We start from the raw sequence: 18,535 nt of genomic DNA, 5'->3' as shown, positions 1-18,535 counted from the left end.
AGCTTAACCGCAGGGTAAGAGGGTGGAACCTGGGCGCGTGGGGTACGACCACCCGTGCGCCCACGGACCATCCTGTAGAGGAGACTGCATGCACACCCGCCACATCGGTGACGTCGGCGTCGGCGCGATCGGCCTCGGCGGCATGCCGATGTCGATCGAGGGCCGGCCCGACGAGCAGCGGTCGATCGCCACGATCCACGCCGCGCTGGACGCCGGTGTCACCCTGATCGACACCGCCGACGCCTATCACCTGTACGCCGACGACGTCGGCCACAACGAGTCGCTGATCGCCCGCGCCGTGGCGACCTTCGGCGGTGACACGTCCGACGTGCTGATCGCCACGAAGGGCGGTCACCTGCGCCCCGGCGACGGCTCGTGGACCAAGAACGGCTCGCCCGACTACCTGAAGAGCGCGTGCGAGGCGTCGCTGAAACGGCTCGGTGTCGAGGCGATCGGCCTCTACCAGTTCCACCGGCCCGACCCCACCGTGCCGTACGCGGACTCGATCGGCGCCATCCGGGACCTGCTCGACGCCGGGAAGATCCGGCTCGCCGGCATCTCCAACGCCGACCCGGAGCAGATCCGGCTCGCCAACGACATCCTCGGCGGCCGGCTGGTCAGCGTACAAAACCAGTTCTCCCCGGCCTTCCGTTCCAGCGAGCCGGAGCTGACGCTCTGCGCCGAGCTGGGCATCGCGTTCCTGCCGTGGAGTCCGCTCGGCGGCATCGCCAGCGCCGCCGACCTGGGGTCGCGGTTCGCGGTGTTCGCTGAGGTCGCGAAGGAGTACGGGGTCAGCCCGCAGCAGGTCTGCCTGGCCTGGCTGCTGGCGAAGGCACCGGTCGTGATCCCGATCCCTGGGGCGTCACGTCCAGCGACGATCCGTGACTCGGCGGCCGCCGCCGACCTCGAACTGTCGGCCGAACACCTGGCGCGCCTCGACCAACCCGCCTGACCGACCGGCCCCGCCCGCACCATGCGCAAGATCAAGTGAAGGCCAGATACCTAACAACCGCCGATTAGGGTATCTGGCCTTCAATCGATCTTGTCTCGACCCCCACACCTGACGACGGTCCAGGCTTGTCGAAGGTGGACCGGCTGGCCTACGTTGGTGGGTTTGCCGGGCAGAGGGGAGTGCGTGATGCCGAGCAGGTGGCAGTTCGTGGTGCCGGGGGTCGACCCGGCCGGGGTGCGGCTCGAACACGTCCACGCGGTGGTGTCCCGCTGGTTCGATGTGGACGAGGCGGCGCACCGGTCGCACGCGAAGGCGTACAGCGTCAGCCCGCCGGTGGCGCACCCGGCCGGCACCCTGGTCGAGGTCGGCCTGCTCGACGACGCCCTGGTCGACAAGCTGCGGGCCGGGGCGGCGACGGGGGCGGTGATCCGGTTCGGTGGTCAGGTCGGCGCGTCGGTCACCGGCGCGCGGCAGGTGGCCGGGGTGTCGTGGCTGGAGCTGGCCCGGCCGTCCGGCGACGCGGCGTGGTCGCTGCGGTTCCTGACCCCGGCGACGTTCCGGCGCGGCAACGGGTTCACGCCGTGGCCGGACCCGTGGTCGGTGGTGGCCGGGCTGCGGGCGGTGTGGCGGGCGAACGCGCCGGCCGGGCTGCCGGAGCTGGTGTTGCCGCTGCCGGGTGTCGGTGGGCCGGGCACTGATGGGCCGGGGGAGCGGCCGGACCGGGACGCGCTGTGGGTGAGCGACATCGACGGCACCAGCGACGTGGTCAAGGTCAACGGGCGTACGGTGTCGGGCTTTCTGGGTCGCATCCGGTACGTCTGCGACGGGCCGACCGCCCTGGTCGGCGCGGTGGACCGGCTGATGCGGCTGGCACCGTACAGCGGGGTCGGCGCGCAGCGCGGCCGCGGCTTCGGCCTGGTCCGCCTCGAACCGACCTGGCGGTAGCGGTCAGGGTTTCCGCTTGCGGGCGGCGTACGAGCGCAGCGCCCGGAGCAGGTCGATCTTGCGGAAGCCGGGCCAGTAGACGTCGCAGAAGTGCAGCTCGGAGTGCGCGGCCTGCCACAGCAGGAAGCCGGACACCCGGCGTTCCCCGCTGGTGCGGATGACCAGATCCGGGTCGGGTTGCCCACTGGTGTAGAGGTGGGCGGCGATCTGGTCGGCGGTCAGTCGCTGCGCGATGTCGTCGAGCGTCGCCCCGCGCCGTGCCTGGTCGTCCAACAGCGACCGTACGGCGTTGACGATCTCCTCCCGGCCGTCGTAGCCGATGGCTACGGTCAAGTGGTGGCCGGTCTCCCGCTGCCGGGTCGCCTCCTCGGCGAGCTTCAGCGCGTGCCGGGTCGAGTCGGGCAGCACCTCAAGTCGACCGGCCAGGTGCAGCCGCCAGATGTTGCCGTCGCGGGTCAGCCGATCCGTGACGACGGTTTCGATCATGCCCATCAGGTTGTCGACCTCGTCGGAGGCGCGTTTGCGGACGTTGTCGACGGAGGCGACGAACACCGTGACGTGCCGGATGCCGATCTCGGCGCACCAGCTCAGCACCTCGTCGAGGTGTTCGGCGCCGTGCCGGTGGCCGACCTTGGGGTCGTCGAAGCCCATCTGCCGGGCCCACCGCCGGTTGCCGTCCATCACCATGGCCAGGTGGCGGGGCAGCTCGGCGGCGGTGAGCTGGGCGCGCAGCCGGCGGGCGTACAGCCGGTGTCCGGCGTCGAGCAGAGGTCGCATCATCGCCTGATCTCACCACGCTTGCTCGCCCGGACACAGCACCGCAGGTCGGTCTGCTAACTCGGCCAACGACCGGGTAACGGCGGGTGATGACAGCGGTAGGAGACGGGGCGGTCCGGCGGTGAGCTTCGGCGTCGACCTGGGCGATATCGACCCGTACGGCGGGATTGAATCGCCGGACGGGGACCGCGCGCCGACCAAGGTGATCTACGTCGGGGTGCCGGGCGCGACGGTACGGGTGGCGGCCGGCCGGCTGGTCGTGGACTCACCCGACGGTGTCACCCTGCTGAGCGTGCCGGCCGGTCACGTGCACGGCCTGGCACTGTGCGGGCCGGTGGGGCTGTCGGCTGGTGCCCGCAACTGGGCGCCTCGGACGACCCGTGGCGGGCGGTGACGTTCGGCCGGGCGGTGGTGACGGCCAAGCTGTCGAAGCAGGCGGTGCTGCTGCACCGCAGCCGCCGGCAGGAACGGCACGACCAGGTCGACGCCGCGATCGTCGGGATCATCCGGTCGATCGACACCGTGGCGGGCGCGACCAGCCGGGACGAGATCATGGGGGCCGAGGGCGCGGCCGCCCGTGCCTACTTCGCCGCGCTGGGCGCGTTGCTGCCGGCACCGCTGCGGTTCGCCACCCGGTCGCGTCGACCGCCACTGGACGTCATCAACTCGGCTTTGTCGTTCGGCTACACGCTGCTGCTCGGCGAGGCGGTGACCGCGCTGACGGCGGCCGGGCTCGACCCGGCGATCGGGCTGCTGCACACCCCGGCGGACCGGCGGCCGAGCCTGGCGCGGCTGGGTCTGGAGCACGGCAGCGAGGAGACCGACCGGGCCGGTGTACTGCTCAACCGGGAGGGGCGTGCGGTGCTGATCGACGCGTACGAGCAGCGGATGGCGACGGTGACCCGCAGCGCCCTGCCCGGCTTCACCGGGTCGATCCGTCGTCACCTGCACCGGCAGGCGCAGCGGCTGGCCGCGTGGGTGGAGCGGGACGTGCCGTGGGACGGGTTGGAGTGGCGATGACCACGGTGCTGGTGTGCTACGACATCTCGCGGGACAGCCGCCGGCTGCGGGTGGCGGCGGCGCTGCAGCAGTGGAGCGAACGGTTCCAGCGACCTGCGTCACCTGTCGCATGTGGAGCTCCGGAGGTCGCCGTGCAGAGGGCCTGCATCTGCGCTGTTCACAGCCCCGCCAGAGCGGGTAGGGTCAGAAACCACGTCACGCCAAAGGCGTATAGAGCCTCGTCAACGGTGATCGTGATGCTGGCTGAGTCTCGCTGACCGGGTCAGAAGCCGTCTGGCGGCTCGGTGTTGCCCGCTGCACGAGGAGCGCCCGCGCTTGCGGCACGGTATGGTCCGGCGGCATGTACCCGGACAATCGGCGCGTCGCGTTCGTCGCTGTGGCCGGCGGCTTCCTGCTGGGCTTCGTCGACTTCGTATGGATCAAGTTCATGCCTTGGTGGCCCCTTGCCGACCTGGGCAACTCGTCTGCGGTGTGGGCGGTCGCCGCGTTTTTCTTCGGCTACTGGGTCCGTACCGGGTGGCTGCGGGCTGCTGCCGGTGCCGCCGCCGGACTGGCGATCGCCGTACCCGCTTACTACGTGGCGGCGGCGCTGATCCAGGGCGACGACTGGTCGCTGCTGTGGGCGCCGACGTCGCTGCTCTGGATGGCCTTCGGGGTCCTCGCCGGAGTGGTCTTCGGCGTCGGCGGTGTCTGGGCACGCGGCTCAGGCTGGCGGCAGACCATCGGTACGGCCCTGCCGGGAGCGGTGTGCTTCACCGAGGCGGCGTTGGAGGCGGCCCGGATCGGCGATCCCAGCTACGGCAGCGAGACGATCCCACATGTCATGGTCCGGGCGGTGCTCGGCGTACTGGTGATCGTTCTTGCCGGTCGGACCACCCGCAACCGGATCCTCAGCCTCGCCACGGCGCTGCCGTTGGCGCTGCTCGGCCTCGGGGCGTTCCTGACGGCCGGCTTCGGCTGAACCAAGGGATTCTTCCCATACGTCACCCGGAACCAACTCGCCACTATTGCCGACTATCTATCTGCCGACGTTGGTGACGGAGGGACGTAGATGAAGCGACGGGCGATGTTGACGGGTGGGGCGGCGGTGGGCGTCGGAGCGCTGACCGGCGGACCGGTTGCGGCTGCGGCGACGGCCGCACCGCCGCGTGACACCAACAGACCCTTGCGGGTACGGATCGTAGTGTTCGATGGTGTCGAGGAGCAGGACTTCATCGCCCCAAAGGAAGTGTTCTCGCTGGCCGGCTGGTACAGCGAGCGGGAGATCGACGTCAACTACATGGTGCACGGCCGGCCACGCCTGGTCACCGCAGCGTTCGGCACCGAGGTACGGGTCAAGCACGGTTGGCAGCCCGAGACGGCCGACGTGATCATCGTGCCAGGTGGCGGTCGACCCGGCGAGCCCGGTATTTGGGCGGAGATCGAAAACGGGGCGCTGCCCAGCGCGCTGGCGGCGGCTCCCCGGCCGAGGCTCATCATGTCGTCGTTGTGCACCGGCGCGGTGCTCCTCGCCGTGGCCGGCCTGGTCGACGGCCGCCCCTGCACCACGCACACCGTCGCGAAGCAGCAGCTGACCTCGCGCGGCGGCATTGTCAAGAACGCCCGCGTGGTCGACGACGGCGACCTCGTCACCGCCGCCGGAATCACTTCCGGCCTGGACCTGGGGCTGCACCTGGTGAAGCGCCTGCTGGGTGCGGACGTCGCCATCCGGGTAGAGGAAGCCCTCGAATACCAGGCACGAGGCACCGTCTGGACCGATCCAGTCCGAACCTAGCCACAGCCATCGCTCGGCCGGCCGGGTGTCTACTCGTCGAGCAGTGCGGCCGTGTCGAGCGTGAACCGAAACGGTTGATCGGTGGTCAGCACGTCGCCCTTGGTCGCGGTCACGTGCTCGACGTAGTGCTCGTTGTCGAGCCGGAAGAGCCGGAGTGTCACTGCTGACGGACCCGGCAACTCGGGCTCAACCAGCAGGTACCACGAGATTCGGGCGGCGGCGTACAACTGCATCTTGAGCAGTCGATCGGTGGCGGCGTTGCTCGGAGACGTGATCTCGCAGATCAGCACGACCTCGGGCGCATCGGTAACGGATCCTTCGCTGTCAGTGTCTGCGACGACGAGGTCTGGGATCACGATCCGATCGGTACGCAATCTGACGTTGATCGCCTCGTACGCCTTGAGGCCGGCATACCGGGCCGCCGGATACAGCGCGGACATCAGCAGGAAGGAGAGCTGCTGGTGACGCTTGCTCGGTGCGGGGCTCACCCACAGGCCTCCGTCAATCAGTTCGACGCGGTTGGGGCTCGCGTCCAGCGCGAGGTACTCCTCCTCGCTCCACGGACCCACGTGATCAAGCACGGCCACGCTCATCAGCTACACCTCCTACTGTTGCCGTGACCAGTCTCCCACCCGCTTGCCGAGGTTGTCGGCAAGCGGGTGGCTTGCCCTGCTGGTGCCCCATTCACCTGCCGAGGGGGTGGATGGGGCACCAGCGGTGGTCACTGGGGGAGGGCGCCGGTCTGTAGGGCGGTGGTGAAGGTGCCCCACTGGGTCGTGGTGAAGGTGAGGGTGGGGCCGGTGCGGTCCTTGCTGTCGCGCACCTCGGCCTGGCCGGCGTGCCGGCGGGTCTCGACGCACGCTCCGCCGTTGCCGGCGCTGCGGCTGGAGGTGAACCAGGGGGTGTCGGGCTTCATCGCAGATGCTCCTCGATCGGAACCGACTGCTTACGGATCAGCCGGAAAATTCGACGGTACTCCGCCAACTCCTCTGGACGCTCCAGGTAACGAGCACCCATATGAGACTCGACGTAGGCGACGTCCGGGTCGTCCGGGTCGGCGAAGTCGAGCAAGATGAACTGACCGGAGAACGCAGGATGAGCGCCGACGGACCAGGGCAGCACGCGGACCTCCACCCGGACCCGTCGACCCAGCCCGGCCAGGTGGGCGCGCTGCTCGGCCATCACCGCCGGGCCGCCGACCTCGCGGACGAGCGCACCGGCCCCGAGGATCGCGACGATCCGGGCCGGCTGCTCGCGGTCGTAGTAGGAGATCTGCCGGTCCAGCCGCAGCGACACCAGCCGCTCGATCTTCTCCTGCGGTGCCTCGGGATAGGTGGCGCGGAACACCGCGCGCATGTAGTCCGGCGTCTGCAGCAGACCGTGGATCACCTCGGGGTCATAGACCCCGATCTCGGTGGCGGCGGCTTCGAGGCCGACGTACAACCGGAACCAGTCCGGTACGGCGTCCCCGTGCGACTCCCACCAGCCGTGCTCGTCGCTGGCACCGGCGAGCCGGGTCAACGCGTCCGTCGTCTCCGGATCGGCACCGTAGAACCAGCACAAACCGCGAACCGTGTTCATCTTGACCGGGAACTTGCCGTTCTCGATGCGCCACAACGTCGTACGCGAACAGACCTTGGCCCGCTCCACCTCCTGCTCGGTGCGGGACGACTCCTCCCGCAGTCGGCGCAGCCGCCGCCCCAGCTGACGGCGCACCACAGTCGGTCCGGTGACCGGCATCGCTTCACCTTCCTTTCGTCCGACACACCCAGCACCCGTGCCAATGTTTCAGAAGGAAACCGCTGGTCGGGCTGGTCGCCGAAATCGCCACATCACAGTGGAGGCAAGCCGGCGTCCACGATTGAGTCTGCCGTACGCGGGCTGGAAATGTGGTCCGCCACAAGGGTGAATCCACGAAATCCGGTATCTCGTGATGGAGGTTGCGAACATGAGCGAGCGCACCACCAGCGGTGGACACGTACCGCCGACCGGGCTGTCCCGCGTCGACCGCGCGGGTCGGTCCGAGTTTTCCCTCGACGGGCTGTTGACCTGTGCCGGCTGCGACCGTCGGCTGGTCTGCCTGCAGACGCTCAGCGGCCGGGCGTACGGCGCACCGTGCGGCTGCCGGCCCGGCCCGGTCAACGCCGAGAAGCTCGAATGCCTGGTGCTCGACGCCGTCGTGGCGCACGGACGCGGCATGCTGATCCAGATCGAGGACGCCGCCGACCAGGGCAGCCTGATGTGCCGATTCCTGGCCGAGGTATACGTCGGCAACACCATCGACGAGCTGGAGTTCAGCTGGTTGTACTGACGACCCCGGCTCAGGGGCGGTTGGGCCCGTTGCGGCCCGGGTCGGGCGGCTTCGGAGTCCGCTGCCGGTAGCTGTCTGCCTGCTCCTCGAGCCGCTGGAACAGCCGGTCGAAGAGGTTCGCCTGCTCGTAGCCGTTGCCGTTGCGGGCGTGTTCGGCGAGCAGGTTCTCCAGCCGATCCGTCTCGGCCTTGCGCTCGGCGAGGAACTCCCGCACGACGGCGGCCAGGTTCTCGTTGGCCAGCGTGGCCGCGCCGCCGGCAACCGGGCTGTCCATCAGCTTCTCCAGGACCGTCGACCACTGCCGGCTCATCCGCTCCACGTACTGCGCGCGTCTGGTGTCTACGTCGTACTGGTAGTCGAGCTTGATCAACTGATCCCAGTACGGCTCGACGGCCCGCTTGACCCGGTCGTCGAGCTCCACCGAGACGTACGCCTGGCAGGTGACCCGCGCCCCGCCGCGCTCGTACACCAGGGGCTCCGATTCGGCGACCGCGCGCTGCAACTCCACCTCCAGATCCCGGGCCCGGTGCGCGGCGAGATTACGGGCGCGGGCGGCGGCGAGACGGGTCAGCGCCCGGATCGCGTACGGCATGAAGAACTGCGCGGACCCGCTGAGCACCTCCCTCGGCAGCCCGTCCGACGACCAGACGAAGCTGGCGTGAACCCGGAAGGTGAACACGTACCCCCGAGCGGGCACGACGATCGGCGCCGGAGCGTCCCGACGTTCGGTCAGCCGGCCCGGTGGCGCGGGCGGCGGCGGTGGCGGCGGCAAGGGTTCAGGTTCGGGGCCGCTGAGCGCCGCGACGAGCCGCTGCCACAGCCTCACCAGCCACGACCCGAACCGACGCCACCATCCGCCGCCGGAGCGCTGCGTCCGAAAATCCGTCACGTCGTCACCTCCCTGTCGCGGCTTCGAGCCACTCCGGCAGCCCACCGTTGAAGTGCGCGGACCGGTCAAGACTGAACTGCATCCGTCGGCGCAGGGACGGCCCGGCGGCGAGGTCCGCGACCAACGAGGCGACGGCCTTGCGTACGGTCTCGTCGGCGTCGGCACTGGTCAACCAGCGCCCGAATGTGTGCCAGGCCGACGCGGACCGCGCCGGGGAAAGCAACGCCAACCGCCAGAGCGGCACCAGAGCGCCGCTGTCGACCTCCTGCGCCGCCGCCCTGACCAGGAGATTGGGTACGCCGCCAGGGGAATCGTCGTCCGTCTGCTCGGCGAGCTCGAGCAGGGCGTGGGCGGCGTGCGGTTGCAGCTGCCGATGCTCCGACCAGGTCACCAGCTCGGTGACGATCCGGTCTGCGGTGTGCGCGGTGTACAGCTGGCGGATGCCCTGAGCGACTGAGTACGTGTACTGCTGCATCGGATCCTGGGCGATGCGGCGCAGGTCGGCCAGGCTCCAGCTGAGGTCGGGCTGCTGCAGTCCGCTGGCGTAGACCCGGGCGGCGGCGTCCCGCTGATAGTTGCGCCCGCCACCGGCCCAGTCGCGGATCTTCCGACGGACGAGATGCCCCACCTGGCCGCCCATGTCCGCCGCGACCATCGCCCAGGCCGCCGCCTGGCGCAGTCGCGGCTTCGGCGAGGCCGCCCAGTTGTCGACGAGATCGGTGCAGACCCGGTCGAAGTCGTGGTGGGCGAGCAGACCGGCGGCCTCGGCGGCTGCCCGCTGCATCGGCTCGTCACTCGCGGCGACCAGCTTGTTCAGCCATTCGAGCAGGGCTGGTCGGGTGCTGTCGAACTCATGCCACGCCTCGTCGATGATCGCGCCCCGCATCGCGCCGTCGCGCAGCCAGGCCGAGCGTGACGATCCGCCCGGCGAGTTCGTGGCGTCGCGACTTTCGTGCCAGTCCACCTTGAGCGGCCCGAGCAGCTCCGCGACCGGATACTGCAGCGCCATCCGGCCCCAGTCGGTCCGCTTGGCCTGCCCGTCGATCTCCTCGAGCAGGAGAGCGGCGGCCTCGAAGACATAGTGCAGCGGCTGTCGGGCGAAGACGGCGTAGGCGATTCGGAAGGCCCGCTCGTGCTGATCGATCCGGCGCGGCCGGCGGCCGGTACCGGTCTCCCCGGTGCCGCTGCGGTCGGTGCAGAGGACTTCCGCCGCGTGGGCCCTGCGGCGCGGCTGGCACCTGGCGAGCACCTGCGTCATGGCATCGTCGTCGGCCGGGCGGACTGCCCCGACAGCCTCGGCGATCGACACCGCCTCCTGCGGCCCGTAACAGCTGTGCAGATCCGTGGTGAGACCGTCGTGCTGGAGGTACCCGTCCAGCGCCCGGTTGCTTTCCTCATCGGTCCACCCCAGCCGGTCGCACAGGTGATGACGTAGATGAGCACGGAACACGGCGACGGGGTCAGGTGGGCGATGCGGCACCTCGGCCCCGGGCCGTGCACCTGTCCGGCTGTCGTCGTCGCGGATCAGCAGCAGGCTCGCGCCGTGTCGACGAAAAGGGCTGGCCAACAACCGGATCGCCCGGCCGTGCTTGTCACTTGGCAGTTGGAGCAGATACCCGTGATCCTTCTTGATGCTGTCGCCGGCCCGGCTCAGCTCGCCGGGATCGACACCGTCCGGCAGCAGAATCTCGTGGACCCGGTCCGGGCCGTGCCGCCGAGCCAGCGCCACGATCGCGGTGCTGCGCCTGCCGGTGTACGGCCTGCCCCCGAGACCGGCCGCCGACAACTCGTTGAGCTTTCGTGCGAGCCCCTCGTCGGCGCTGGTCGACACGTACACCTTGAGCAGGTCGGCTATCCCCACCAGATCAGCGATGACGGGTCTCGCCGAGGGAGGACCCAGGTTGTTCACGATCCTGATCGTGTTGCCGACGCCGACCGCTCCCACTCCGGAAATGCCCAGTCGGGAGTAGACCGCAGAGAACCGGTCGCCGTACAGCTCCGCACCGACCTGTGGGTCCAGCGACCAGGACTCCGGGTCGGACTCGTCCGGTGAGCCGGCCTCCGGCTCGGTCTCGTCCTCAGGGGTTGCGTCACTCATCGAGGCGACTCCCACGAACCGAGACCTCCGGGCCAGCCGGACACCTCGATGGAGTTGTCGTTGCCGACCGCGACCGCACCAGTGCCCTCACCGACCTGGATGTCCTGGAACACCTGCCCGCCGCCTATGGGGCGAGGACGGGGCCCGGGCCGCCGATGGTTGACGCCCGCGTCGCCGGGGCCGTCGTCCGGTTGGTCGGGCACGGAATCCTGTGGGTCCGGCCGGTCACCGGTCGCTGGGATGCTCTCGCCCGGGACGTAGATCCAGGCGGCAGCCTCGAAGCCCTTGTCCGCGATCCGCGCGGTCACCGGCTGGAAGTGATCCAGCCGAAGGTCCTGGTACTGCCGGACGATGTCCTGGTAGAGCCGATCCGACACGATCAGCGCGACCGCGGCGTCCGGGAACTGCCGTAGCGCGGTCTTCAGCTGGGGTGAGTCGACCAGCCGGCAGACTGTCACGACCGCGTCGCTCGGAAATCCGTTCGCCCCGTCGAGATGGACCGGACCTTCGTGGACAGCGACGCGCAGGCGGATCCGGGCCTTGTCGGCGAGTCCACGGTTGGTCTCGCGCAACAGCCGGTCAAGAACCGGGGTCAGCCGGGCCAGGACCGCCCGTTCACTTGTCCCCTGCGGGAGGATGGCGAGCTCGCCGTCCCCACCCTGCTGGATCTGCCAACTGGCGCGATCGAAGCCCACCTCGCTGCACGCCGCCGCCATGACCTCCTGAAAGGTCAGCTGCGCACGGTACTGCAGGACGTTGTCTCGACGGCTGTAGGACTCCATGTCCACGGCGACCAGGACACGCCGGTCCGGATCTTTGATGTAAGGCATGCTCTCCATCTCCCACTGGGCGACGAACCGTTCGATGCTCATCTCTACAGAACGCCAGGAGCGAAGATGCCATAAAAGTACGGGATCAACGCGAGAGTCGAGTGGGCGACAAGTAGTAGTCCGATGTCGCGGCTCGGGTCGGTTTCGCGTTTCACTCGACGCATGGAGCAAAGCCAGAGGGCAGACGGTGACGTCGGCCCGGACACGTGGCGTGATCTTCAAGTCGGTCTGACCACAGCGGCCTCGCTGCAAACGTCGATCAGACACGCGGACGCGAAGGCGCTGGCCCTGCTGGCGCCCGAAGGGGGTGTCGCGGCGACGGTCGCCGACCAGGTTCTACCGAGGATGCTCGACGGCACCCCGGTCGTCGTGGCGATCTCGGTCGTCCTCGCCGTCGGGATGGCCGCTGCCGTGGCGGTCACCACCTGCCGGCTCGCGATGTCGCTTCGGCCGCGTCTGGCCGGCGCTGGAGGCGCCAACCGGTTCGGATTTCCCGACCTCGTCGCGGCTGGCGGACGCCCGTCGGCAGCCTCCGTCCAACGGCACCGGGACGAGGCATGGGACTTTGTGATCGTCCTCGCCCGTATCGCCCTGATCAAGTACCTGTTGATCAAGAACTCCATGCCCTGGTTTCTGGCAACGCTGATCTTCGCTGGCGGTCTGTTGGCCGTCAGGGGAGTGGCAGACGCGATGTGCTGAGTCGGACTTCGGACGGTAGCCAGCTCGAATCCGTACCTGAATGATGTTCATCGGATCACGAGGAGGTGCAGATGGAGAATGCCACCTGGCCACCGGGGACCTTCCTGGCCCGGCTCCAGCCGTTGACGCGCGAACGCCTCCTGTCGGTGGGGGTCCGACGCTCCGTGAAGGCGGCGCAGGTCATCCTCCGGGAGGGCGCTGAAGAGTCCTACGTCGTCCTGCTCGAGGACGCGCTTGTCAAGGTCACCGCCGCGTTGACCGACGGCCGGCACGCACTGCTGTCGATCCGCGTTTCCGGCGACATCATCGGCGAGATATCCGCACTGAACGAGACGCCGAGGACGGCGACGGTGACCGCCTGCCGCCCGTCGGTGATCCGCATCATCCACCGCAACGAGTTCATGGCGTTCCTCCGCGACAACCCTGACGCCGCCCTCACCGTGGCCGGCATCATCGCGGACCGTCTCCGCTGGGCCAACCGGCGCCGGATCGACTTCACCTTCTACTCGGTACGCGTCCGCCTGGCCCGGATCCTGTGGGAGATCGCCGCCGCGTACGGGCGGCGAAGCCCACAGGGCATGGTCGTCGACATCCGGTTGACCCAGGACGAGATGGCCACCCTCTGCGGTGCTGCCAAGATCAGCCTGCAGAAGGCGCTCAGTGGACTCCGGTCGGAGGGCATCGTCGCAACCCGCTACCGGGGGATCGTCGTACGAGACAGTGAGGCACTACGTGCGGTAGCAGATCTGGGCTGAACCGCCGGGCGGAGGACGAGGGATCGTGAGTGTCTTTGACAGCTGAGCCGGGCATCCTGTTGGCGCCTCGGCGTCGGCGCGTCGCTCCGATTGCCGGCAAGGTGCTGGCCGGAGCATTCGGCTTCGCCGGTGCCCTCGTACTCATCGCCGTCCTTGTCGACCCGGGCACGGTTGCGGCCACCCCGCCCACGCTGCAGATCGGCGGGGCGGCGCTCGGTGTGGCTATGTTCGTTGGCGGAATCCTGATCGGCATGTCCGGCGTGACCGACATCGTCGCCGCCCGGCGGGTCAAGCACTTGATGCCGCAGAAGACGATCCTGCTCAGTGCACAGGGGCTGCGGTTCACCTCGGCGTTCCACGGCCAGGTGCTGGAGATCTCCGTCCCGTGGGACGAGGTCGACGGCTGCGCCTTCCGGCCAGGACTCGGCCGGAACGAGTTCCTCTGTTTCGACGTGCCGGGCCGGCGCCCGACACCGCCGGCGCCGGGCGAGTCGACCCAGGAACAGATGATGCGGGTCGATACCTACGCGTTCGGCACCCCGTTCACCGTCAACCTGGCGAAATGCCCAGACGTCGACACCGCACACCTTGACCGTGAACTACGTCGTTGGACCAACGACCGCTGCTATCTGCCGCCGAGGTGACCAATGGCCCGCCCGCTGCTCAGAGCGATCCACCACCGACACGCGCGGCGATCGTCGCGGTCACTCGTACTGGATCGGCAGGGCGTTGGTGCCGCCGCCGCGCACTGATCGGGTCAGCAGTGGATCGGTCCGCCAGACGAAGCAGCGGATGGTCCGGTCGCCGTCGTGCCAGTCCGCGTCGCTGGGGTTGGTGTATATGGTGCCGGCCCGGTACTGCAGGTCGTCGTCGTCCGGCACGCCCGCGTAACGTGCCACCTCCGATCGGCAGCGGTCGTGCACCGAGTCGGGGTTCGACTCGACGTCACCGAACGACAGGCGATCCTCGACGTACGCGCCGACGAACTCAGCTTGGTGCGGGGAGTCGCAGCCGAGTGGCTCGACCAACAGGGCGTCGTCGGCGCCGACCGCCGCCGAGTCGAAACACCGCAGCCGCAGCGCATGGTCGTCGATCGCCATCGCACCTGCGGCACTTCCCATCCGGCTCACGAGCGGGTCGCCGGGTCTCTCGACGATCCCGAGGTCGCAGCGGAACCACCGGGCGCCACCGTCCCAGGCCGGTTGCGACGGCACCACCACGATCAGTCGGAAACGCCCGGCCTGCCAGGGGCCGCCGAGGAACTCAGCGACCGGCTCCTCGCACGCCTCGCGCGCCGCCTGCCGGACCGGCTGTACGACGTCCGGCGGGTAGTTGCGGTCGTTCGGATCGTCAGCGAACGAGCCAACGTGCGCGGTTTCCAGGAAATGCCACTGCGAGCAGTCAAACGGGGCGTAGTCCTCCCGTAGGCCGATCGCCATCTCCACGGTGTGGCAGGTCCCCGGCTCCGGCACGAACTGGACCGGCTCCTCGAAGGACGGCCAGCCGTCGGCCAGGTCGCCGTCGATGCCCTGTTGCGCGGGCCCGCAGCCCGCCGACACGATCAGGGACAGGGCTGTGAACAGCGCTGCCAGCGTCACCAGGACCGGCGACCGGCCACCGCCTCGCCGTCGTGTCACGATCCGACTGCCTCCCCGTCCGCCAGCTCAGGCGGCGAGGGTACGACACCGGCGCCAGTCGCGGCTACCGCGATCGCGGTATCGGCCCGCCTGCGTCCGGACGACGATTCGGTGAGCGGTCGATGCAAGCATCGGATCGGCCCGCCCGTACCGGAGAGCACCTCCTCTGCGGGCACGGGGGCCTTGTACGGCACATCTGCTCCAGATCGGAGAAATCATGTCTGGTCCGACCCGTCGTGGATTGATCGCCAGCGCTGCGGCACTGGGAGGTGTGACGCTGACCGGCGCTCCGGCGGCTGCCGGGGCACCGTCGAAAGGGGGCGTACGGGAGTCTCCGGTGATCCTGCCGGACGACCCCCGCTACGAGGACCTGGTGCTGCGCCGCACGAACGAGCGCTTCTTCCCGCGGCCCGGGTCGTTCCGGCTGCCCACCACCACCGAGCAGGTGGTGCGGGCGGTGCACGACGCGGTGCGTGCAGGTAAGCGGGTGACCGTACGCAGCGGCGGGCACTGCTACGAGAACTTCGTCGGTGACGGCGCGGAGGTGGTCATCGACATGTCCGCGATGCGGCAGGTCACCTTCGACCGGCGCCGCAACGCGTTCATGATCGAGCCGGGTGCCAGTCTCTGGACGGTGTTCGAGCGGCTCTATCTCGGCTGGGGCGTCACCATTCCCGGCGGCCAGTGCGGCGGGGTGGCGGCGGGCGGGCACATCCAGGGCGGCGGTTACGGCGCGCTGTCGCGGCAGCTGGGTTCAGTGGTCGACTACCTGTACGCGGTGGAGGTCGTCGTCGTGGACCGTTCCGGACGGGCACGGGCGGTCGTGGCGACCCGCGAACCGGGCGACGCCAACCGAGACCTGTGGTGGGCGCACACCGGAGGCGGGGGCGGCAACTTCGGCGTGGTCACCCGGTACTGGATGCGTACGCCCGGGGCCACCGGTGACGATCCCGCCCGCCTGCTGCCCAGGCCACCCGCCGAGACGCTGGAGACGACTCTCGCGTGGAGCTGGGACGCGATGACCGAGGAGGCGTTCCACCGGCTGCTGCGCAACTACGGTGATTGGCACGAGCGCAACAGCGCGCCTGACTCGCCGTACGCCAGTCTCTTCAGCCTGCTGCCGATCACCCGCCGCAGCGCGGGCCCGGATCCGGGCGCGTTCGCGATGGTGACCGCCCTGGACGGCACCCTGCCCGACGCCGACCGGCTGCTCCGCGACTACGTCGCCGAGGTCACCGAGGGCGTACCGGGCACGATCACGGTCCAGCCGCCCCGCCGGCTGCCGTGGCTGGCCGGGGTGAAGGCCCAGTCGCTGAGCCAGGCCGACGAATCCGGGATGCACAAGTTGAAGGCGGCCTACCTGCGGAAGAGGTTCACCGACGAGCAGATCGCGACCGCCTACACCTACCTGACCGGTGTGGACCATCAGAACGAGACCGCGACGCTGCTGCTGGTGTCGTACGGCGGCAAGGTCAACGCCGTGGCACCGGACGCGACCGCCATGCCCCAGCGGGACAGCATCATGAAGGCGGTGTACGTCGTCGTCTGGACCGATCCGGACCGCGAGCAGGCGAACCTGGACTGGATCCGGCGGTGGTACGCGGCGATGTACGCCGACACCGGCGGCGTGCCGGTCCCGAGCAGTGTGAACGACGGCTCCTACATCAACTATCCGGACACCGACACCACCGATCCGCGATGGAACAGGTCAGGAGTGCCATGGCACACCTTGTACTACAAGGAGAACTACCGCCGGCTCCAGCGGGTCAAGGCCCGCTGGGACCCGCGTGACCTGTTCCACCACGCAATGTCGATCAGGCTGCCGCGTTGAGCGGGCGCTGGACGGCGAGGAACGTGACCGCGGTGAGCACGGCCGCCGCGCCCAGGTAGACGCCGGACTCGGCGACCTGCAACTGCCAGTACGTCCACGACGTGGCCTCGCGCACCGCACGTGCGCCGCCCAACTGGACGATGCCCAGCACCGGCACGCTGAGCGCCATCGCGACGTGCGTGTTGCGGGTCACCGCACCCAACGCCGCGCCGAGGGTGAGCGCGAACAGCACCCGGGCGAGCGGGACCAGATCGTGTGACTCGTAGGCGAACCAGCGCATCGGGTCGCCGTCGGCGGTCGGCAACCCCCAGGTGACGACGGCGGTCACCACGGTGGCGGCGGTCAGCGCCCCGGCCGCCGCCACCGTCAGCCGGGCGGCCAGCCAGTGGCCGCGCGGCCGGCTCTGCGTCCAGGCCAGCCGGTGGGTGCCCTGCTCCAGGTCGCGGGCCACCAGCGGCACGCCCCAGAACATGCAGACCCCGATGGTCAGGTATCCGGCGAACAGCTGGGTGATGGTGACGAACTCGGTGTTGACGTGCGCGGCGGCCGTCAACCCGCCGTACAGGCAGATCAGGATCGCGGCGGCGATGAACGGGAACCGCTGCTGACGCCAGGCGAGCCAGATCATCGGGTCTCCTTCCCGGCCGGTCGACCGGCCGCGACGAGTGCGGGCGCGGGCAGGCAGACGGCGTCCGGGTTGCGCAGGTACGCCAGCACCAGCTCCTCCAGACCGGGCGCCTGCCCGTCGTCGTGGCTGGCCGGCTCTCCGCGTACCATCGCCGGCTCTCCGCGTACCGCGGCCGACGCCTGCCGGACCAGCGCGGTGGTCTGCCGGGCCGTGACGCTCAGGTGTACGGGCGGCTGGTCCGCCGCCCGCAGCCGCTGCGCCAGCTCGGCCGGCCCGGTCAGCACCCGGTGCGCCGCGGTCAGCTCGTCGAAACCGCCGGCCACCTGCAGTCGACCACGGTTGAGCAGCAGCAGGTATTCGCAGGTGTCGACCAGGTCGGCCAGGATGTGCGAGGAGAGCACCACGGTGGCACCGGTGTCGGCGACGGCGGCCATCAGCGCGCCCATCACTTCGGTACGGGCCAACGGGTCCAGGTCGGCGAGCGGCTCGTCGAGCAGCAGCAGTTCGGCGCGTTTGCCCAGGGCGAGGGCCAACGCGACCAGGGTGCGTTGCCCACCGGAGAGGGTCCGGACCCGCTGCCGCAGCGGGATGCCGTAGTCGTCGAGCCGGGCCCGCGCCCCACCGGTGTCGAAGGCCGGGTTGGTGGCCTGGCCGAAGTGGAGCATCTCGGCCACGGTGAACCCGGCGAACAGCGGCTTGTCCTGGGCGACGAACGCGACCCGGGCCAGGTCGTGGCCGCCGCCGGTGAGTGGCCGTCCGCCGACCCGGACCTGCCCGGTGGTGGGGGTGAGCAGGCCGACCGCCAGGTGCAGCAGGGTGGTTTTGCCGGCACCGTTCGGGCCGACGAGCGCGGTGACCGTGCCGGCCGGTACGGCGAGCGTGCAGTCGCGCAGCGCCCAGCTGCGGCCGTACCGTTTGCCCAGGCCGGTGCTCTCCAACGTGGTCATCCGGTCCGCCCCGGCCGGTCGTCCGTCGTCCGGGGTGACGCGCTTTCGGCCAGCTCGGCCGCCAGGACGGCGCGCAGGTCGTCGTCGTCCAGGCCGGCGGCGCGGGCGGTGGCGACCCAGGCCGCGAGCTGGGTGCGGATCGCCGGGTCCCAGGCCGCGCGGCGCGCCGACAGCGACGCCAGTACGAAGGTGCCGACGCCGGGCCGGGACTGCACCACGCCGTCGCGTTCCAGTTCGCGGTACGCCTTGTGCACCGTGTTCTGGTTGATGCCGAGTGCGGCGACAACCTCCCGGGCGGTCGGCAGCCGGTCGCCCTCCTGCAGCCAGCCGAGCCGCACCGCCTGGCGTACCTGCTGCACCAACTGCAGGTACGGGGTGACGCCGGACCGGCGGTCCAACCTGAACTCGATCACGCCGACTCCTATTCTGCTAGGTTACTAGC

At 69.8% G+C, this 18,535-nt stretch carries 22 protein-coding genes; 11 read left to right on the top strand and 11 right to left on the bottom strand.

Annotated features, from left to right (window positions below):
• Positions 1–88 precede the first annotated feature (88 nt).
• Both ACFHWT_RS26515 and cas6 read left to right on the top strand, forming a co-directional pair.
• Positions 89–952, top strand: a complete 864-nt coding sequence (locus ACFHWT_RS26515) for an aldo/keto reductase (protein WP_416597410.1) — start codon at positions 89–91, stop codon at positions 950–952.
• Between the two features lie 186 nt (positions 953–1,138).
• Complete coding sequence (gene cas6, locus ACFHWT_RS26510; protein WP_416597409.1) at positions 1,139–1,897, top strand: CRISPR system precrRNA processing endoribonuclease RAMP protein Cas6; 759 nt, start codon at positions 1,139–1,141, stop codon at positions 1,895–1,897.
• Positions 1,898–1,900: 3 nt separating this feature from the next.
• Here the strand turns inward: cas6 and uppS are convergent, their stop codons facing one another.
• Positions 1,901–2,677 carry a polyprenyl diphosphate synthase gene (gene uppS, locus ACFHWT_RS26505; RefSeq protein ID WP_416597408.1) on the bottom strand — a complete coding sequence of 259 codons (777 nt, stop codon included), beginning with the start codon at positions 2,675–2,677 and terminating at the stop codon, positions 1,901–1,903.
• Positions 2,678–2,795: 118 nt separating this feature from the next.
• Here uppS and ACFHWT_RS26500 point away from each other — a divergent pair, with 118 nt between their 5' ends.
• From ACFHWT_RS26500 to ACFHWT_RS26485, 4 genes are all read left to right on the top strand, one after another.
• Positions 2,796–3,068 (top strand): hypothetical protein, encoded by a 273-nt coding sequence (locus ACFHWT_RS26500; protein ID WP_416597407.1) that lies wholly within the window; start codon positions 2,796–2,798, stop codon positions 3,066–3,068.
• Positions 3,065–3,694: a CRISPR-associated endonuclease Cas1 gene (gene cas1 / locus ACFHWT_RS26495; RefSeq protein ID WP_416597406.1), complete on the top strand. Its 630-nt coding sequence runs from the start codon at positions 3,065–3,067 to the stop codon at positions 3,692–3,694. The genes ACFHWT_RS26500 and cas1 overlap by 4 nt, the downstream gene beginning before the upstream one ends.
• Positions 3,695–4,034: 340 nt before the next feature.
• The gene (locus ACFHWT_RS26490) at positions 4,035–4,655 is read left to right on the top strand and encodes a DUF6518 family protein (protein WP_416597405.1); all 621 of its coding nucleotides are present in this window, start codon (positions 4,035–4,037) and stop codon (positions 4,653–4,655) included.
• 90 nt (positions 4,656–4,745) lie between these two features.
• Positions 4,746–5,468 carry a DJ-1/PfpI family protein gene (locus ACFHWT_RS26485; protein ID WP_416597404.1) on the top strand — a complete coding sequence of 241 codons (723 nt, stop codon included), beginning with the start codon at positions 4,746–4,748 and terminating at the stop codon, positions 5,466–5,468.
• A 29-nt stretch (positions 5,469–5,497) separates the two neighbouring features.
• Here ACFHWT_RS26485 and ACFHWT_RS26480 read toward each other — a convergent pair whose 3' ends face one another.
• From ACFHWT_RS26480 to ACFHWT_RS26470, 3 genes are all read right to left on the bottom strand, one after another.
• A complete protein-coding gene (locus ACFHWT_RS26480; RefSeq protein WP_416597403.1) occupies positions 5,498–6,061 on the bottom strand; it encodes a Uma2 family endonuclease in 564 nt (187 codons plus the stop codon).
• Between the two features lie 128 nt (positions 6,062–6,189).
• Entirely contained in the window at positions 6,190–6,384 is a 195-nt protein-coding gene (locus tag ACFHWT_RS26475) for a DUF397 domain-containing protein (protein ID WP_416597402.1), read from the bottom strand.
• A complete protein-coding gene (locus ACFHWT_RS26470; protein WP_416597401.1) occupies positions 6,381–7,208 on the bottom strand; it encodes a DUF5753 domain-containing protein in 828 nt (275 codons plus the stop codon). Before ACFHWT_RS26470 ends, ACFHWT_RS26475 begins: the two co-directional genes overlap by 4 nt.
• A 208-nt stretch (positions 7,209–7,416) precedes the next feature.
• Here ACFHWT_RS26470 and ACFHWT_RS26465 point away from each other — a divergent pair, with 208 nt between their 5' ends.
• Entirely contained in the window at positions 7,417–7,779 is a 363-nt protein-coding gene (locus tag ACFHWT_RS26465; RefSeq protein ID WP_416597400.1) for a hypothetical protein, read from the top strand.
• A gap of 10 nt (positions 7,780–7,789) precedes the next feature.
• On the opposite strand, the gene ACFHWT_RS26460 is transcribed toward ACFHWT_RS26465, so the two are convergent.
• The 3 genes from ACFHWT_RS26460 to ACFHWT_RS26450 are packed head-to-tail and all read right to left on the bottom strand — an operon-like array spanning position 7,790 to position 11,587.
• A complete protein-coding gene (locus ACFHWT_RS26460) occupies positions 7,790–8,668 on the bottom strand; it encodes a hypothetical protein (protein ID WP_416597399.1) in 879 nt (292 codons plus the stop codon).
• A 4-nt stretch (positions 8,669–8,672) separates the two neighbouring features.
• Positions 8,673–10,766 (bottom strand): hypothetical protein, encoded by a 2,094-nt coding sequence (locus ACFHWT_RS26455; protein ID WP_416597398.1) that lies wholly within the window; start codon positions 10,764–10,766, stop codon positions 8,673–8,675.
• Positions 10,763–11,587 (bottom strand): hypothetical protein, encoded by an 825-nt coding sequence (locus ACFHWT_RS26450; RefSeq protein ID WP_416597420.1) that lies wholly within the window; start codon positions 11,585–11,587, stop codon positions 10,763–10,765. Before ACFHWT_RS26450 ends, ACFHWT_RS26455 begins: the two co-directional genes overlap by 4 nt.
• A gap of 132 nt (positions 11,588–11,719) precedes the next feature.
• Here ACFHWT_RS26450 and ACFHWT_RS26445 point away from each other — a divergent pair, with 132 nt between their 5' ends.
• The 3 genes from ACFHWT_RS26445 (at position 11,720) to ACFHWT_RS26435 (ending at position 13,694) form a co-directional block, all read left to right on the top strand.
• Positions 11,720–12,295 (top strand): hypothetical protein, encoded by a 576-nt coding sequence (locus ACFHWT_RS26445; RefSeq protein WP_416597397.1) that lies wholly within the window; start codon positions 11,720–11,722, stop codon positions 12,293–12,295.
• Positions 12,296–12,366: 71 nt separating this feature from the next.
• A complete protein-coding gene (locus ACFHWT_RS26440) occupies positions 12,367–13,050 on the top strand; it encodes a Crp/Fnr family transcriptional regulator (protein ID WP_416597396.1) in 684 nt (227 codons plus the stop codon).
• A gap of 29 nt (positions 13,051–13,079) precedes the next feature.
• Positions 13,080–13,694: a hypothetical protein gene (locus ACFHWT_RS26435; protein WP_416597395.1), complete on the top strand. Its 615-nt coding sequence runs from the start codon at positions 13,080–13,082 to the stop codon at positions 13,692–13,694.
• A gap of 60 nt (positions 13,695–13,754) precedes the next feature.
• Here ACFHWT_RS26435 and ACFHWT_RS26430 read toward each other — a convergent pair whose 3' ends face one another.
• Complete coding sequence (locus ACFHWT_RS26430) at positions 13,755–14,687, bottom strand: septum formation family protein (protein ID WP_416597394.1); 933 nt, start codon at positions 14,685–14,687, stop codon at positions 13,755–13,757.
• A 217-nt stretch (positions 14,688–14,904) separates the two neighbouring features.
• Here ACFHWT_RS26430 and ACFHWT_RS26425 point away from each other — a divergent pair, with 217 nt between their 5' ends.
• A complete protein-coding gene (locus ACFHWT_RS26425) occupies positions 14,905–16,518 on the top strand; it encodes an FAD-binding oxidoreductase (RefSeq protein ID WP_416597393.1) in 1,614 nt (537 codons plus the stop codon).
• On the opposite strand, the gene ACFHWT_RS26420 is transcribed toward ACFHWT_RS26425, so the two are convergent.
• The 3 genes from ACFHWT_RS26420 to ACFHWT_RS26410 are packed head-to-tail and all read right to left on the bottom strand — an operon-like array spanning position 16,502 to position 18,506.
• Complete coding sequence (locus tag ACFHWT_RS26420) at positions 16,502–17,146, bottom strand: hypothetical protein (protein WP_416597392.1); 645 nt, start codon at positions 17,144–17,146, stop codon at positions 16,502–16,504. The genes ACFHWT_RS26425 and ACFHWT_RS26420 overlap by 17 nt on opposite strands.
• Entirely contained in the window at positions 17,143–18,093 is a 951-nt protein-coding gene (locus tag ACFHWT_RS26415) for an ABC transporter ATP-binding protein (protein ID WP_416597391.1), read from the bottom strand. Before ACFHWT_RS26415 ends, ACFHWT_RS26420 begins: the two co-directional genes overlap by 4 nt.
• Entirely contained in the window at positions 18,090–18,506 is a 417-nt protein-coding gene (locus ACFHWT_RS26410) for a GntR family transcriptional regulator (RefSeq protein WP_416597390.1), read from the bottom strand. Before ACFHWT_RS26410 ends, ACFHWT_RS26415 begins: the two co-directional genes overlap by 4 nt.
• Positions 18,507–18,535: the final 29 nt, after the last annotated feature.

Origin of the sequence: Micromonospora sp. LOL_021 (assembly GCF_048060215.1) — a bacterium.
In the GTDB taxonomy this organism is placed as follows: Bacteria; Actinomycetota; Actinomycetes; order Mycobacteriales; family Micromonosporaceae; genus Micromonospora_E.
This window is presented reverse-complemented; position numbering and strand designations above follow the sequence as displayed.

Excerpts from the sequence above, each read along its gene's own strand:
- ACFHWT_RS26515 (WP_416597410.1), top strand. The coding sequence starts at position 89 with ATGCACACCCGCCACATCGGTGACGTCGGCGTCGGCGCGATCGGCCTC.
- cas6 (WP_416597409.1), top strand. The coding sequence starts at position 1,139 with ATGCCGAGCAGGTGGCAGTTCGTGGTGCCGGGGGTCGACCCGGCCGGG.
- uppS (WP_416597408.1), bottom strand. The coding sequence starts at position 2,677 with ATGATGCGACCTCTGCTCGACGCCGGACACCGGCTGTACGCCCGCCGG.
- ACFHWT_RS26490 (WP_416597405.1), top strand. The coding sequence starts at position 4,035 with ATGTACCCGGACAATCGGCGCGTCGCGTTCGTCGCTGTGGCCGGCGGC.
- ACFHWT_RS26485 (WP_416597404.1), top strand. The coding sequence starts at position 4,746 with ATGAAGCGACGGGCGATGTTGACGGGTGGGGCGGCGGTGGGCGTCGGA.
- ACFHWT_RS26480 (WP_416597403.1), bottom strand. The coding sequence starts at position 6,061 with ATGAGCGTGGCCGTGCTTGATCACGTGGGTCCGTGGAGCGAGGAGGAG.
- ACFHWT_RS26475 (WP_416597402.1), bottom strand. The coding sequence starts at position 6,384 with ATGAAGCCCGACACCCCCTGGTTCACCTCCAGCCGCAGCGCCGGCAAC.
- ACFHWT_RS26470 (WP_416597401.1), bottom strand. The coding sequence starts at position 7,208 with ATGCCGGTCACCGGACCGACTGTGGTGCGCCGTCAGCTGGGGCGGCGG.
- ACFHWT_RS26465 (WP_416597400.1), top strand. The coding sequence starts at position 7,417 with ATGAGCGAGCGCACCACCAGCGGTGGACACGTACCGCCGACCGGGCTG.
- ACFHWT_RS26455 (WP_416597398.1), bottom strand. The coding sequence starts at position 10,766 with ATGAGTGACGCAACCCCTGAGGACGAGACCGAGCCGGAGGCCGGCTCA.
- ACFHWT_RS26445 (WP_416597397.1), top strand. The coding sequence starts at position 11,720 with ATGTCGCGGCTCGGGTCGGTTTCGCGTTTCACTCGACGCATGGAGCAA.
- ACFHWT_RS26440 (WP_416597396.1), top strand. The coding sequence starts at position 12,367 with ATGGAGAATGCCACCTGGCCACCGGGGACCTTCCTGGCCCGGCTCCAG.
- ACFHWT_RS26425 (WP_416597393.1), top strand. The coding sequence starts at position 14,905 with ATGTCTGGTCCGACCCGTCGTGGATTGATCGCCAGCGCTGCGGCACTG.
- ACFHWT_RS26420 (WP_416597392.1), bottom strand. The coding sequence starts at position 17,146 with ATGATCTGGCTCGCCTGGCGTCAGCAGCGGTTCCCGTTCATCGCCGCC.
- ACFHWT_RS26415 (WP_416597391.1), bottom strand. The coding sequence starts at position 18,093 with ATGACCACGTTGGAGAGCACCGGCCTGGGCAAACGGTACGGCCGCAGC.